This window comes from Sphingomonas koreensis (assembly GCF_002797435.1).
GTDB lineage: Bacteria > Pseudomonadota > Alphaproteobacteria > Sphingomonadales > Sphingomonadaceae > Sphingomonas > Sphingomonas koreensis.
The window spans coordinates 4,351,253-4,366,361 of the sequence record NZ_PGEN01000001.1 but is presented as its reverse complement, the minus strand read 5'-3'; the positions used below and the strand labels follow the sequence as shown (position 1 = coordinate 4,366,361).

Here is a 15,109-nt window from a genome sequence, read left to right as displayed (position 1 = left end):
CGGCTACATGTTGGGATAGTTCGGTCCTCCGCCACCCTCGGGCACCACCCAGTTGATGTTCTGGGTCGGGTCCTTGATGTCGCACGTCTTGCAATGGACGCAGTTCTGCGCGTTGATCACGAACTTCGGCGTTCCCTCGGCCTCGCCCACGATCTCGTACACCCCCGCCGGGCAATAACGCTGCGCCGGCTCGTCGTACATCGGCAGGTCATAGTCGACCGGGATGTCGGGATCCTTGAGCGTCAGGTGGATCGGCTGGTCTTCCTCGTGATTGGTGTTCGACAGGAACACCGAGGAAAGCCGATCGAAGCTCAGCACGCCGTCGGGCTTGGGATAGTCGATCGGCTGGACTAGGTCCTTGCGCCACAGGCTCTCATGATCGGGCTTGTGACCCAGGGTGAAGGGCATCTTCACACCCCAGCTCTCAAGGAACATGGTGACGTTGGCCAGGCCCGATCCGACCATGTCGCCGAACTTCTTCACCAGCGGCACGACGTTGCGGACGATGCTCAATTCCTTGTGCATCCAGCTCGCTTCGAAGCCTTCGGTATAAGCCGTCAGTTCGTCGCCGCTGCGGTCCGCCTGCACCGCCGTGAACGCCGCTTCGGCCGCGAGCATGCCGCTCTTCATCGCGGTATGCGTGCCCTTGATCCGCGGCACGTTGAGGAAACCGGCGCTGTCGCCGATCAGCACGCCGCCGGGGAAGGTCAGCTTGGGGATCGACTGCAGCCCGCCGTCGCTGATCGCGCGCGCGCCGTAGGACACGCGCTTGGCGCCCTTCAGGATCTCCGCGATCTTCGGGTGGGTCTTCCAGCGCTGCATCTCGTGGAACGGCGAGAGGTACGGGTTGGTGTAGTTCAGCCAGGTCACGAACCCCAGCGCCACCTGTCCGTTGGCCTGGTGGTACAGGAAGCCGCCGCCGTTCGATCCCTTGGTCTCGTTGAGCGGCCAGCCCTGGGTGTGGATCACCCGGCCCGGCTCGTGCAGCGCGGGGTCGATGTCCCACAATTCCTTGATGCCGATGCCGTAGATTTGCGGCTCCACGCCGTCGCGCAGGTTGAACTGGCGCTCGATCTGCTTGGACAGATGCCCGCGCACGCCTTCGCCGAAGAAGGTGTAGCGCGCGTGCAGCTCGAGGCCGGGCTGATAATCGGGCTTGCGCGTGCCGTCGCGCGCCACGCCCATGTCGCCGGTCGCGACGCCCTTCACCGACCCGTCCTCGTTGTAGAGGATCTCGGCGGCGGCGAAGCCGGGGAAGATCTCGACCCCCAGCCCTTCGGCCTGCTCGGCCAGCCAGCGACAGAGATTGCCGAGGCTGCCGGTATAGGTGCCCTCATTGTGCATGAACTTGGGCACGATGAAGTGCGGGACATCCCACTTGCCGGTCTTGCTCAGCAGCCAGTGCTGGTTGTCGTTGACCGGCACCTGCGCCAGCGGGCACCCCTGCTCGCGCCAGTCGGGCAGCAGTTCGTCGAGCGACCGGGGATCGATCACCGCGCCCGACAGGATGTGCGCGCCGACCTCGGACCCTTTTTCGAGGATGCACACGCTGATCTCGCTGCCCGCTTCGGCAGCAAGTTGCTTCAGCCGGATCGCCGCGGCCAGACCTGCGGGTCCGGCGCCGACGATCACGACATCGTATGGCATCGACTCGCGTTCGCTCACATTCTGTCTCCCCTCGGGGACTCGACCTGCACATGTCGTCGCATCTGCGGCGCGTCCTGTCCCTCCCCCGATGGCGGTAGATTGACGGTGGCGTCAAGGCATGACTCTGTGAAATCGATGGGTATATCGGGGGCATTCGACTGGCGCGCCGAAGCGGCAAGCGCTCTGGAGTGGTGGCGCGACGCAGGCGTGGACGTGCTTGTGGACGATGACCCGCGCGACTGGACCGCTCGCGAGGCTGCGCCTGCCGTAGCGTCGACTACGCCCCAACCCGTCGCGCTCGCCGAACCCGAGCCGGAGGTTCCGCTTCCCGCGACCCTTGAAGCATTCATCGACTGGCGTTTCGGCAGCGGCGCACCCGAATCGGGCTGGGTCGAGCCCATCGTCGCGCCGACAGGCAATCCCGCCGCGCCGCTGATGGTCATTACCGACTTTCCCGAATCGGACGGTGAGACGCCGTCGCTGCTCTCCGGTCCGGCCGGACGGCTGTTCGATCGGATGCTCGCCGCGATTGGCCTCGACCGCGATGCCATCTATTTCGCCCCGCTCTGCGCCGCGCGCCCGATCACCGGCTCGGTCCCGCGCGACGCGGAGGAACGGCTGGGCGAGTTGCTCCGCCACCACATCGCCCTGACCGCGCCGAAACGGCTGCTCCTGCTTGGGCAAACGGTAAGCCGTGCGGTTATTGGGAGTGATGGCGGGCTTCAACGCGGTCGTTTACAAGCCGTTAACCAGGAAAATGGACAATCGCTGATGGTCGCGACCTTCCATCCGCGGTTCCTGCTGACCAGACCCGCCGCGAAGGCCGATGCCTGGAAAGACCTGCAATTGCTTCTTGAGGAGCAAGCCGAGTGAACCCGCGTATCCTTTTCCTCGCTGCCATTTCGGCACTCGCGCTCACCGCCCCTGCCGTCGCGCACGCTGCCGATGAATCGGCGCCGATGGAGCGCGAAAGGCGGGCCGACAAGGACGGCGTTCCCGAGCAGCTCGACCGTTCGGAGCGCGAATCCTATCGCGCCGTTTTCGCCGCCATCCGCGAAGCCCGCTGGGCAGATGCGCAACTCCGCCTCGATGCGATGCGCCCGGGCTTGCTACACGCCACCGCGCGCGCCGAGCTGTATCTTGCCAAGGGCTCGCCCAAGGTGGAGCTGCCTCAGTTGCTTGCGCTGCTGAACGAAGCGCCCGAGCTTCCCCAGGCAGAACAGATCGCCCGCCTCGCCCGGACGCGCGGAGCGACCGAGCTTCCCGCGCTCCCGGTCGCGAAGCGCATGGTCTGGCACAACGCCGCGCCCGCACGTATCCGCTACAAGGCCACTCCGGCGGCGGATGCCGCGGCGATGCAGGTCGTGTTGGCAATGCAGCCGCTGATCAAGGCCGATGACGCCACCGGCGCCGAAACGTTGATCGAATCTCGCGGGCCGGAGCTTTCGCCCGAGGTGCTCACCGAATGGCGCCAGCGTGTCGCCTGGATGTACTATACGACCGGTCGAGACGCGGATGCGCGCCGCGTCGCCGCCAAGGCGCAGGCGGGCAGCGGCGAGTTCGCCCCGCTTGCCGACTGGGTCCAGGGCCTTGCCGCCTGGCGCCAGAAAGACTGTGCCACGGCGCAGGCGGCGTTCACTTCGGTCGCGCAGCGCGCCGCCGACATCGAGAAGCGTACCGCTGGCCTCTATTGGGCTTCGCGCGCCGATATGGCGTGCGGCCGCCCGGATCTGGTCAGCACCCGGCTCAAGAACGCCGCTCAGCATGGCGAGACCTTCTACGGCCTGCTCGCTCGGCAGATGCTCGGGATGAAGGAAGCGCCGGTTCGTCCGGAGAAGTTCGTGTCGAGCGACTGGAAGGCGATCGAACGGCGTCCCAATGTCCGCGTCGCCGCGGCGTTGGTCGAGATCGGCGAGGATAATCTCGCCTCCGACGTGATCCGCTATCAGGCCCGCATCGGCGACGCGCGCGAGCACACCGCCCTCACCCGTCTTGCCGCGCGTCTGGCGCTCCCGGCCACGCAGCTGTGGCTCACCCATAATTGCCCGCCGGGCGCCAGCCCGCTTGAGGAAGCGCGCTATCCCGCGCCCGATTGGACGCCCGATGGCGGCTGGCGGATCGACAAGTCGCTGGTGTTCGCCCACGCGCTCCAGGAATCGCGCTTCAACCGCACGGTCGAAAGCCCCGCCGGCGCTTACGGCCTGATGCAGATCAAGAGCGGCGCCGCAATCGATGTCGGGCGCCGTCGCGGCCTGACGATCGGCCGCGGCGACCTCTCGCGCCCCTCGACCAATATGGAGGTGGGCCAGTCCTATATCGAGCAGCTGCGCGATCAGAGCTTCACCGGCGGCCTGCTCCCCAAGGTGATCGCGGCCTACAATGCCGGCCCGACGCCGGTAACCAACTGGAACTACCAGATCCGCGATAACGGCGACCCGCTGCTGTATATCGAGAGCATCCCCTATTGGGAGACACGCGGCTACGTCATGACCGTGCTGCGCAATTACTGGATGTACGAGAAGAATGACGGCCGCGACAGCGCTAGCCGTGCCGCGATCACCCAGGGCCTGTGGCCCAAGGTGCCGGGCCGCAACGGCGGCGGCGCGGTACGCGTTCAGGCCACGGCGAGCCTTTCGAGCGTCACCAGTGCCAATTGACCCGGAAGTCGCGTTCCGCCCGGTGCGGATCGCGGTGCTTACCGTGTCCGACACGCGCACGCATGCCGATGACAGGTCGGGCGACACGCTGGTCGGCCTGCTGACCGATGCGGGGCATGAACTCGCCGACCGCGCGATCGTCCCCGACGACCCCGACCTGATCGTCGGCAAGCTTCACGCCTGGATCGACGACGAGACTGTGGATTGCGTGATCACCACCGGCGGCACCGGCGTCACCGGCCGCGACGTCACGCCCGAGGCGCTGGAGCGCGTCGCCGACAAGATGATCCCCGGCTTCGGCGAGCTGTTCCGTTTCCTGAGTTACGCCAAGATCGGCACCTCGACCATCCAGTCGCGCGCCACCGCCTGTGTCGCGCGCGCTACCTATGTCTTCGCGTTGCCGGGCTCGACCGGCGCCGTGCGCGACGGCTGGGATGGTATCCTCGCTCACCAGCTCGACAGCCGCCACAAGCCCTGCAACTTCGTCGAGCTGATGCCGCGCCTTACCGAGCGCTGACAGGAGAGGCTCGGGACCAACGCCCCGAGCCCCGATCGTCGCTCAGTTCGCCGCTGCGGGCGGACGAATGGCATGGAAGAACTTGTTCATGATCTTCCATTCCCCATCGACCTTCAGCAACGGCATATAGTCGATGAAGGTCACTCCCGGGTAGATAAGCTCGACCCGTGCTATGCCAGTCGTCGGGGTCAGGTCCAGAATCCGGAAGCTGCGCTTGCGCTGGGCCTCATCGGCGTTGGGCGTACCCCTCAGCCCCTTCATCCACTCCTCGATCGGCATCGAAACAAAGCCGTCGCGGCCGTGCCCGATCATCCGCGCGTCCTTGTGAAAGGCCAGCCGGGCATGGTCGATGCTGCTCAGCTGCAGCGCCTTGATGTAATTCTCCACCGGCACCGAAGCAGCCTTCATCTCCGCATCGTCAACCGGCCTTTCCGCGACCGGTTCCGGCGCGTCCGATGCCAGAGCAGACACCGCGAATACCGGCGTCAGGAACAGGGCGGTGAGCGCGTAAGCGAGCTTCATGAAGTGCCTCTCCTGATTGAGATGGCAGCACTAACCGACCGGCGTGAAGCTTGCGCCGGTCTTTGACCAAGCAGCGCTTCCGTTCGACGAACAACGCGGTTCGCCGAACTTCGGCTGGATCATCCGGCTTTAGTCGGCGCGCTTCGCCTCCACCGCGTTCCACGCCGCAACCTTGTTTCGTGCCGCCGTCAGTATCGAGTCGAGCGCGAGGCGATCATGCACCTTGCCGTTCATCACCACCGTGCGGATCGCGCGCGTCGCGGCGATGTCCTGCAGCGGGTTGCGGTCGAGCAGGACCAGATCCGCCGCCATGCCCGGCCGGATCGCGCCATAGCGGTCGAGCTTGCCGAACCAGGCCGGCCCCGCCCGCGTCGCAGCCGCCAGCGCCTGCGCAGGCGTCAGTCCATACTTCACGAACACCGACATCTCGTCATGCAATCCGATGCCCGGATAGTTGTACGAATTGAGGAAGCCCGCATCGGTCCCTGCGATGATCGTCACGCCCGCCTTCTGGAGCATCGGCAGAATTGCGCCTATCCGATCGATATGTGTATGGCGCGCTGCGATCGCGGCGGCATCAGCCTGCGCCGCACGCTGGACGCGCCAGTCATAGGTCTTGCGCAGCTTCGGCCCGATATAGGCGAGATAGGCATCCTTCGAATGATCCTCACTGTCGAGCCAGGCAATGATGCGGCTGCCGTTCAGCGTCGGGGTCACGAACACGCCCTTCGCCGCGAAGTTCCTGTACGCCGCCATCGCCGTCGCAGGGTCGGATCCCGCCGCAAGCCGCCGGTTGGCCTCGGCACGGTCGATGCGCCCCGCGGCGAAATCAGCGGCGATCTGCTCCTCGTCCTTCACTCCTGCTTTGAACGCATAATCGAGATGCTCGATCGAGCTGATCCCGGCGTCCACCGCCTGCCCGACGGTCAGTGCCATCGGGATATGCCCCGATGTGCGCATCCCCCGCGCCTTGGCCTGGCGCAACGCATAGAGGAACAGTTCCGGCTTCAGCGTGCTGTCGGTGATCTTGACGAAATCGACCTTGTCGCGCTGCTGGAGCCGGCCGAGCGCGCGATCGACATCCGCCTCGCTTCCCGTTTCGATCGTTCCCTTCCAGACCGGCGCCAGCCCTTCGATCTTGGCGCCCGAGGTCAGCAGATGCGGCCCGAACAACTTGCCGTCCGCGATCTCGCCCCGCCATGCCAGCACCTGGTCTGGCAGATCGCCCGACGCGTCGCGGATCGTGGTGATGCCGTACGCGATATAGAGCGGCAGCAGCGCCTTGTTCTCCTCGACCAGCTCCGGTCCACCGCCGAAATGGACGTGCATGTCCCACAGGCCCGGGATCAAGAAGCGGCGCTTGCCGTCGACCGTGCGTGTGGCGCGCCACTCCCGCGCAATCCGCGCGTCAGGCCCGACCGCGACGATATCCTTTCCGCGCAGCACCACCGCTTGCCCGGCGACCGGCCTAGCGTGCTCGACATCGATGACCGTAACGTCGCGGATCAGCACATCTGCATTCTGTTGCTTCGCAGCGGCGGGAGACACTGTGATGGCCAACATCACCCCCAGGATTGTCAGCAACTTCCTCAACGCGCGTTCCTCTCGCAATATATCGACTCGAATGATGGCCTCCTGCCCCGGGGCTCGCGGCCCGCCAACCTGATCGTCCGCGAATCCTGCGGGCCTAGCTCGACCGGGTCGCATCGGTCACGGGGTCGAGCTCGCGCGCATCGGGATCGCGCGCATCGGGCAGCGAGCCGGTCTGGCGCTCGATCCGGCGGTGCACGACCGGCTCATAGTCCTCGATCTCGAGCGCGCGGATCGCCGCGCTGTTCGCGGCGTCGGCATTGGTGCGCCGCTGGTTGTGGCGGACATAGTCGATCCAGGTCGGTACATGATATCGCTCGACCCACAGATCGGGGTCGCCAAGATCGCGCAACAGGGTCCAGGCGAACGCGCCGTCGCGGCGGCGGATTCGGCGCCGCTCGCTCATCACGCGCAGGAACTCGGGCACGTTCGCCGCCGCGATCCGGTGTTCGATCGTGACCACGATCGGCCCGCTTCGCGGCTCGACGGGGATGGCGGTCTCCGGCTCCTGCCAGCCTGCGCGCGGGTCGAGGTCGAACTGGTTGATCGCCGGAACGCGATAGCGCAGCCCGGCAAGGATGCTGACAAGCAGCACCATGGCGGCCGCGATCAGCGCCGCGGGCAGCCCGCGCGCCTCGACGATCGTGCCGAATGCCCAGCTGCCGCCCGCCATCCCGCCGAACGCGGCCATCTGGTACAGGGCAAGCGCGCGCGCCACGACCCAGCGGGGCGAGGCCATCTGGACGCTGACGTTGAAGGTGGAGAGCGCACTCACCCACCCTGCTCCGCCCAGCACCAGCGCGAGCAGCGTCAGGACGAGCCCCGGATCGAGCGCGATCAGCCCGGCGCCCGCCGCCAGCATCACCGTGGCGAGCCGCACCAGCGCTTCGGTCGAGAGCCGCGTGCGCAGCCGCCGGCTGCCGATCGCGCCCAGCACCGCACCTGCGCCGAACCCGCCGAGGAGCAGGCCGTAGGTCAGCGCTCCGCCGCCGACCAGATCGCGTGCGATCAGCGGCATCAGCGCAGGCAGGGCACTCGCGCCGAACCCGAACAGCGCCGCGCGGGCCAGCACGACGCGGATGTTGGGCGACAGGCGCACATAGCGGATGCCCGCGGCCATCGCGACGCCCAGCCGCTCGCGCGGCAGACGCCGGGGCGGGAGGTCGGGCTTCCAGCGAAACAGCACCGCGATCAGTCCGATATAGCTCAGCGCGTTGACCAGGAACGCCGCTGCCGCGCCCGCCACCGCGACGATCGCGCCGCCCAGCGCCGGACCGGCGCTGCGGGCGATGTTGAACCCCATGCTGTTGAACGCCACCGCATCGGGCAGCATCGGACGCGGCACCATGTCGCCCACCGACGCCTGCCAGGCCGGACCATTGATCGCGGTTCCGCAGCCGATCAGGAAGGTGAAGATCAGCAGCGACCAGGGCGTGATGAGCCCGGCCCAGGTCAGCGCCGCCAGCGCCGCCGAGACGATCAGCATGAACGACTGGGCGGCGAGCATCACGCGGCGGCGGTCGAGATTGTCCGCCACGGCCCCGGCCCAGAGCGAAAGCAGCATGATCGGCAGCGTCGTCGAAGCCTGGACCAGCGCGATCATCTGCGGCGACGCGCCGAGACCGATCATCATCCACGATGCGCCGACCGACTGGATCAACCCGCCGAAGTTCGAGAACAGGCTCGCCATCCATACCGACCGGAACAGCGGGATGGCGAACGGACTCGGATGACTCGACGGCATGGCAAGCATCCATGCCGGACCAGACCGGGCGATCCAACAGGCAACACGCTTCGGGCTACCGGAAGCAGGCCTTTATCCGCCCTCTCGATCGCCGCCGGCGTGCAGCAACCCTTCCAGCATCGCCTTGAATGCCGGGATCGCGCGGCGCGAGGTTTCGGCGGGATCGGCGGAATTGGCGATCCACATCGCCGCATCGGTCGACGCGCCGGAGATCAGCCGGGCGGCCGCCTCGGCATCGATCTCGCCACGCACCACGCCATCGGCCTGAAGCTGTTCCACGCGCCGCCGGATCGACGCGATACAGGCGAGCGCGCCCGGCCAGTTGGCGGGATCGCCCAGCACCGCCGGGCCGTCCCGCAGCATGATCCGCTGCACGCCGGGCTCCAGCGCCAGCTCGATATAGCCGATATTCTCCGCCACCATTCCTTCCCAGCGGGTCGGCGCGGCCGCGGCCACGTCCTTGAGCCGTTCCGCCATCTCGGTGTCGATCTGCGCGATCACAGCCTCCAGCAGGCCCTGTTTGCCGCCGAAATGATGATAGAGCGCACCCCGCGTCAGCCCCACCGCGGCGGTGAGCTCGTCCATCGACGCCTCGGCATAGCCATGTTCGGCAAAGGCCTCCCGCGCGGCCGCGATCAGCTTGGCGCGGGTTTCGGCGATCATTTCGGGGCGCGATCGGCGCGACATGTTCGTCCTCGACCTTTTTCGGGAGCGCCGCATTGACATACGCAGCGTATGTCACCACCTCACTCACATACGAGACGTATGTAAGCCCTTGCGGCCTGCATTTCCAGTGAAGAGAGTGAGCGCCATGTTTTCAGCCTATCGCGATATCTTTCGGGCCCCCGGAACCAAGGGATTCGCCGCCGCCGGCTTCGTTGCCCGCCTCCCCATCGCCATGGCGCCGATCGGGATCGTGACGATGATGGCGCAATCGGGCACCGGCTATTGGCTGGCCGGCGCGGTTGCGGCGACCTTCACCCTCACCAATGCCTTCATGGCGCCGCAGATCTCGCGGCTGGTCGATCGCTATGGCCAGAGCCGGCTGCTGATCCCGGCCACCGCGATCGCCGTCGCCGCATTTGCCTTTCTGATGCTCGCCGTCCGCTTCGACTGGCCGGTCTGGACGCTCTTCGCCTCGGCGCTCGCCGCCGCCGCGATGCCCAGCATGCCGGCGATGGTCCGCGCGCGCTGGACCGAGATCTTCCGTGACAAGCCCGAGCTCAACACCGCCTTCGCGTTCGAATCGGTCGCGGACGAGTTGGTCTATATCGCCGGCGCCTCGCTCTCGGTCGGGCTCAGCGTCGCCTTGTTCCCCGAGGCGGGGGTGCTCGTCTCCACCCTGCTGCTCTCCGCCGGAATGACCGCCTTCGTCCTCCAGCGCGCCACCGAGCCCAAGGTGCGCGTTGGCGAGAACAGCACGCATCGCTCGGCGATCTTCCTGCGCCCGGTCCAGTTCGTGACCCTCGCGCTGATCTTTGTCGGTTCGATCTTCGCCACCGCCGAAGTCACCACGGTCGCACTCACCCGCGATTTCGGAGAGCCGGGCGCCGCCAGCCTGGTGATCGGCGTCTATGCGCTCGGCTCGTTCGTCGTCGGCCTGATCCTCGGCGCGCTCAACCTGCGCTTCCCGCTCCACCGCCAGCTGCTCGTCGTGCTGGGCGTGCTGCTCCTCACCACGCTGCCGCTGCTGCTGGTCGGCAGCGTGACCGCACTGGCGATCGCAATCTTCCTCAGCGGCGTTGCGGTCTCACCCACCTTCATCACCGCATTCGGCCTGGTCGAGCGCCGCGTCCCGCCCGATGTCCTGACCGAAGGCGTGACCTGGGTGATGACCGGCATCGGCATCGGCATGGCACTGGGGGCATTCGTCGCCGGCTGGGTGGTCGACACTTTCGGGGCACAGAACGGATTCTGGGTTTCGGTCGCGGCTGCGGTGCTGGCGCTGCTCGTCACCGCGATCGGCCAGCGTGCGCTCGGCGGCACGCGGGACAGCGGCACCGCGACCGAAGACGCGGCGCTCGTCAGCGGACAGCGCGCCTGAAGCGCCCGCCGCCCGCCTACTTGGCGGGCGTGGCGCCCTTGGCCCTGGCGGGGTCTTCCTCCTCGAAGAATTCGAACAGGTCGCTGGAAAGCACCGTCCACCAATCGAGGCTGTCCGCAAACGATTCACGCGTCCCGCCCAGCGCGGTGATGTCCATATAGGTCGAAAAGTCGCCATCCTTGTCGATGGCCGCCTTCACGAAGCGCTTCTTCGCGTTCCACTTGTCGGTCAGCGCTGCATTGTACCAGGGCTCTTTCTTGTACCAGGCGAAGAACTGGATCGACGTGCACTTCACCGCCTTCTCGCATCCGTAGAATTCGATGCTGAAGTTCGAACCGTTGGCAGCACTGTTGATATAGGGTTCGCCATTGTCACGAGCCTTGAGCTCGGCCTTGTAGCCCAGATCCTGGACCAGCTTGGCGACCGTCGCCGGATCGGTGAGATCGACGGGAGTCGGCGCCTTCTGCGCTTGCGCGCTCGTTGTGACCGCGGCCAGCGCCGCTGCGAACCAGATCATGTTGCGCACGGTTATCCCCTTGAATTGAGGCATCGCTACAGCGCAAACCCCGTCCATAGGCAAGGGGTCATCCGCACCACTGGATCATCGCGCCGATCAACACGTCCGGCCCCGCCGCCTGCCAGAGCCACCAGCCGCCGGCGAGCACCAGCGCGAGCGCGATCAGGCCGAGCGCTTTCATGCCGCCGCCTCGCGCAGCCGCGGCACGGGCCGGTCTGGGATCGGGGCATGGACGATCGCCGCCATGAAGCCGAGCACGACCGAAGCCACCCAGATACTGTCATAGCTACCCGTCAGGTCGAACATCAGCCCCGCGCTCCACGCGCCGAAGAAGCTGCCGACCTGATGGCTCAGGAACACGATGCCGTAGAGTGTCGAGAGATAGCGGATGCCGAAAATCTGCCCGATCAGCCCGCTGGTCAGCGGCACGGTGCCGAGCCAGAGAAAGCCCATCGCGGCGGCGAAAGCGAGCGCGGTGAACGGCGTCAGCGGCAGCGCAAGGAAGGCGATCATCACCACGCTGCGCGCGGCATAGAGGCCGCTAAGCAGGTATTTCTTGCTGCGCTTGTCGCCCCACATGCCGAAGAGATACGAGCCGAAGATGTTGAACAGGCCCACCAGCGCCAGCGCGTTGGCGCCGATCGACAGGCCCAGCCCCTTGTCGGTGAGGTAAGCGGGAAAGTGCGTCGCGATGAACGCGATGTGGAAGCCGCAGACGAAGAAGCCGGCATTGAGCAGCCAGAAGCCGCGATGCCCCGCCGCCTCGCGCAGCGCTTCGCTCAGCGTCTGTGTCGGCGTATCTCCGTTGGACGCCTGCGCGGCGGGCTTGCCGGCAACACCGATGGCCAGCACCAGCATCACCGCGACGATGCCCGCCATCGCCACCAGCGCCATCCGCCAGCCCAGCTCGCCGATCAGCAATTGCCCCGCCGGCACGAGCAGGAACTGGCCCAACGATCCGCCCGCGGTGACGATGCCGAACGCCATGCTGCGCTTTTCGGGCGGAACCGCGCGGCCCACCGCGCCCAGCACGACGACGAAGGTCGTCGCCGACAGCGCCATGCCGATCAGCACGCCGAAGGAGAGGTGCAGGCCGATCGCGCTCGTCGCCAGGGACGCGCCGATCAGGCCGACGACATAGACCAGGGTGCCCACTGCGACGACGCGGCCCGCGCCATGCTTGTCGCCCAGCGCGCCGACGAACGGCTGGACCAATCCGAACAGCAGATTCTGAAGCGCGAGCGCCAGGCCGAAGCTGGACCGGCCGATGCCCAGGCTGACGCTCATGTCCGGCAGGAACAGGCCGAATGCCTGGCGCACGCCCATCGCGACGGTCACGATGATCGCCGCAGCGGCGATGACGATGGATGCGCGCTTCATACTCGACCCCCTGTCAGCGGACAGGCGCCCTATATCGTGCATCCCCCGCTACTTTCCATGCCTCTTCGGTTGCGAAATGAAATCTTTTCAAGCGGCGCGTGCTGGTGCAGCTTCGCGCGACCGGCTTTCGGGGGAGGACAATCGATGCACGCACAGATACTGGGACCGGTGATCGCACTGGTCGGCTGGTCGCTCGTCATGTGGATATGGCTCTACGCGCGCCGTATCCCCGCGATGCGCGCCGCCAAGATCGACGTGAGCAAGCTCAGCGGCGGTACCGGCAAGGATCTCAAGCAGATCATCCCGGCGCAAAGCCAATGGCCCGCGGACAACTACAATCACCTGATGGAACAGCCGACGATCTTCTACGCGATCGCCCTGGCGCTCGCGCTGATGGATCAGGGCGACGGTCTCAACGCCCAGATCGCCTGGGCCTATGTTATCCTGCGCATCGCCCACAGCCTGGTGCAGGCGACGGTCAACCGCGTCATGGTGCGCTTTGCGCTCTTCACGCTGGCGACGCTTCCGCTGGTGATGCTCGCCGTCCACGCCGCGATGGCGTTTTGGGGATCGACCCATCCCTAGGCGAACAGCCGTCCCAGGCTGCGTTCCAGCATCATGAGCTGCCACAGCGTCCGCCCGTGCTCGGCGCGGCCGCTGCGGTGCTCTTCGGCAAGGCGGGCGATCGCCTTCGGCTCGAACCAGCCACTCCCTGCAAGCACCGCCGATCGCGACAGCGCCGCCGCGTCGTCCGCCAGCGCCGTGCGGAACCATGCCGAAACCGGGGTCACGAACCCCATTTTCGGACGATAGAGGATGTCCTTGGGCAACCACGGCTCAAGGGCCTTCTTCATCAGCCATTTGCCCTGCCCGCCCCGGATCCGCATCGACGCGGGCAAGGTGGCGGCGAACTCGACGAAGCGATAGTCGAGCAGCGGCTCGCGTGCCTCCAGGCTGACGGCCATGCTGGTGCGGTCCATCTTGGTCAGGATGTCGCCGGGCAGCCAGTGCTTGAAATCGGCATATTGCGCACGATCGAGTCCGTCGCGCGCCGGGGCGTTGCGCATCGTCTCGACATAGCGGGTCTCGGCGCGGTGTCCGCCCAGCAGCGCGCGCGCGGCATCGGTGTAGAGGCCCATCCGCACCGTCAGCGCGGTCACCCCCACTGCCTTGGCATAGGCCGCGCCGCCGTCCTCGGCGAGGGCGAGCAGCGTCGTCTTGGCGCGCAGCGGACGCGGTGCCCAGTCGGCCTTGGGATAGAGCCGTCCCAGCGTTCCGAACACGCCCTGCCGCGCCGTCGCCGGGAACAGCCCGCGGACGCGTTCCTCGGCGGCGTGGAATCTGTAGCGGCGATATCCCGCCAGCGCCTCGTCCGCGCCGTCGCCCGACAGCGCCACCGTCACCGTCTCGCGCGCCAGCTCGCACACCCGATAGGTCGCCAGCGCTGAAGCGTCGGCGAACGGCTCGTCGAAATGGTGGACCAGCGCATCGATCAGCGCAAAATCGTCCGCCGCAACGGTCCGAGTGCGATGCTCGGTGCAGAACCGCTCGGCAACCGCGCGGGCATAGACGCGCTCGTCATGGTCCGTTTCGTCGAACCCGATGGTGCAGGCCTTCACCGCATTCCGGCTCGCCTCGGCCATCAGCGCGACCACCGCGCTCGAATCCACTCCGCCCGACAGGAATGCGCCGAGCGGCACGTCGGCGATCATCCGCGACTGGATCGCCGCGCGCATATGCTCGATCAGCTCGGCCTCGAGATCGCGGGCGGAGCCTTTGGTCCGCTTCGAGAAATCGACGTCCCACCATTCGGTCGGGGCCGGCACCGGTTTGCCGCGCTCGAGCAGCAGATAATGCCCGGCCGGCAGCTTCTTCACCCCGGCCAGCACCGACGCATCGTCCGGCACATAGCCAAGGCCAAGGAAATCCTCGATCGCATTGAAATCGGGTTGCCGCCGGAACAGCGGATGCGCCAGCAACCCCTTGATCTCCGAAGCGAATGCAACCGCGCCGTCGGACAGCTCGACATAGTGGAGCGGCTTTACTCCCAGCCGGTCGCGCGCCAGCATCAGCGACTTGCTGCGTGCATCGTACAGCGCGATCGCGAACATGCCGTTGAGCTTGCCCAGCATCGCCGAGCCCCAGGCTCGCCAGCCGTGCAGCAGCACTTCGGTATCGCTGTTGCTAAGAAACTGCGCGCCCTTGGCCTCGAGCTCGCGGCGCACCTCAAGGAAATTGTAGATCTCGCCATTGTAGCTGACGACGACATCTCCCTCGGGCGTCGCCATCGGTTGTGCGCCACCGGCCAGATCGATGATCGACAGCCGCCGGTGGCCGAGCCCGATGCCCGGCGCGGTCCACGCACCCGATCCGTCGGGGCCGCGATGCGCGAGCGCGTCAGCCATGGCCTTGATGCGCTGGGGCTCGACCGGCTTCGGCACGCCCGGATAGTAGAGCCCAGCAATTCCGCACATCAGTCGATCGTTCCCGC

The 15,109-nt window shown here is 66.8% G+C and carries 13 protein-coding genes; 5 read left to right on the top strand and 8 right to left on the bottom strand.

Going from position 1 to position 15,109, the window contains the following annotated elements:
* Nucleotides 1-3 precede the first annotated feature (3 nt).
* Nucleotides 4-1,665: an electron transfer flavoprotein-ubiquinone oxidoreductase gene (locus tag BDW16_RS20795; RefSeq protein ID WP_066579335.1), complete on the bottom strand. Its 1,662-nt coding sequence runs from the start codon at nt 1,663-1,665 to the stop codon at nt 4-6.
* A gap of 117 nt (nt 1,666-1,782) precedes the next feature.
* Between BDW16_RS20795 and BDW16_RS20790 the strand changes: the two genes are divergently transcribed.
* From BDW16_RS20790 to moaB, 3 genes are read left to right on the top strand one after another with little or no spacing between them, the layout of a single operon-like run.
* Complete coding sequence (locus tag BDW16_RS20790) at nt 1,783-2,520, top strand: uracil-DNA glycosylase (RefSeq protein ID WP_066579333.1); 738 nt, start codon at nt 1,783-1,785, stop codon at nt 2,518-2,520.
* Nucleotides 2,517-4,304, top strand: coding sequence for a lytic transglycosylase domain-containing protein (locus BDW16_RS20785; RefSeq protein ID WP_307695324.1), 1,788 nt, complete (start codon nt 2,517-2,519; stop codon nt 4,302-4,304). Before BDW16_RS20790 ends, BDW16_RS20785 begins: the two co-directional genes overlap by 4 nt.
* Nucleotides 4,294-4,821, top strand: a complete 528-nt coding sequence (moaB, locus tag BDW16_RS20780; protein WP_066579331.1) for a molybdenum cofactor biosynthesis protein B — start codon at nt 4,294-4,296, stop codon at nt 4,819-4,821. Before BDW16_RS20785 ends, moaB begins: the two co-directional genes overlap by 11 nt.
* Nucleotides 4,822-4,863: 42 nt before the next feature.
* Here the strand turns inward: moaB and BDW16_RS20775 are convergent, their stop codons facing one another.
* The 4 genes from BDW16_RS20775 to BDW16_RS20760 all read right to left on the bottom strand — a co-directional run bounded on the left by BDW16_RS20775 (nt 4,864) and on the right by BDW16_RS20760 (nt 9,340).
* Complete coding sequence (locus tag BDW16_RS20775; RefSeq protein WP_066579327.1) at nt 4,864-5,343, bottom strand: nuclear transport factor 2 family protein; 480 nt, start codon at nt 5,341-5,343, stop codon at nt 4,864-4,866.
* 129 nt (nt 5,344-5,472) lie between these two features.
* A complete protein-coding gene (locus BDW16_RS20770) occupies nt 5,473-6,906 on the bottom strand; it encodes an amidohydrolase family protein (protein ID WP_066579324.1) in 1,434 nt (477 codons plus the stop codon).
* A 124-nt stretch (nt 6,907-7,030) separates the two neighbouring features.
* Nucleotides 7,031-8,677 (bottom strand): MFS transporter, encoded by a 1,647-nt coding sequence (locus BDW16_RS20765; protein ID WP_371836706.1) that lies wholly within the window; start codon nt 8,675-8,677, stop codon nt 7,031-7,033.
* Nucleotides 8,678-8,749: 72 nt separating this feature from the next.
* Nucleotides 8,750-9,340, bottom strand: a complete 591-nt coding sequence (locus BDW16_RS20760) for a TetR/AcrR family transcriptional regulator (RefSeq protein WP_241230513.1) — start codon at nt 9,338-9,340, stop codon at nt 8,750-8,752.
* A gap of 148 nt (nt 9,341-9,488) precedes the next feature.
* Between BDW16_RS20760 and BDW16_RS20755 the strand changes: the two genes are divergently transcribed.
* Nucleotides 9,489-10,721: an MFS transporter gene (locus BDW16_RS20755; protein ID WP_066579314.1), complete on the top strand. Its 1,233-nt coding sequence runs from the start codon at nt 9,489-9,491 to the stop codon at nt 10,719-10,721.
* Nucleotides 10,722-10,737: 16 nt separating this feature from the next.
* Here the strand turns inward: BDW16_RS20755 and BDW16_RS20750 are convergent, their stop codons facing one another.
* Entirely contained in the window at nt 10,738-11,238 is a 501-nt protein-coding gene (locus BDW16_RS20750) for a YbjN domain-containing protein (RefSeq protein WP_164520909.1), read from the bottom strand.
* A 177-nt stretch (nt 11,239-11,415) separates the two neighbouring features.
* Entirely contained in the window at nt 11,416-12,618 is a 1,203-nt protein-coding gene (locus BDW16_RS20745) for an MFS transporter (RefSeq protein ID WP_066579310.1), read from the bottom strand.
* A gap of 144 nt (nt 12,619-12,762) precedes the next feature.
* Here BDW16_RS20745 and BDW16_RS20740 point away from each other — a divergent pair, with 144 nt between their 5' ends.
* Nucleotides 12,763-13,203, top strand: coding sequence for an MAPEG family protein (locus BDW16_RS20740; RefSeq protein WP_066579308.1), 441 nt, complete (start codon nt 12,763-12,765; stop codon nt 13,201-13,203).
* Here the strand turns inward: BDW16_RS20740 and BDW16_RS20735 are convergent.
* Nucleotides 13,200-15,092 (bottom strand): XrtA/PEP-CTERM system amidotransferase, encoded by a 1,893-nt coding sequence (locus BDW16_RS20735; protein WP_066579305.1) that lies wholly within the window; start codon nt 15,090-15,092, stop codon nt 13,200-13,202. The two genes, BDW16_RS20740 and BDW16_RS20735, sit on opposite strands and share 4 nt — an antisense overlap.
* Between the last annotated feature and the right edge of the window lie 17 nt (nt 15,093-15,109).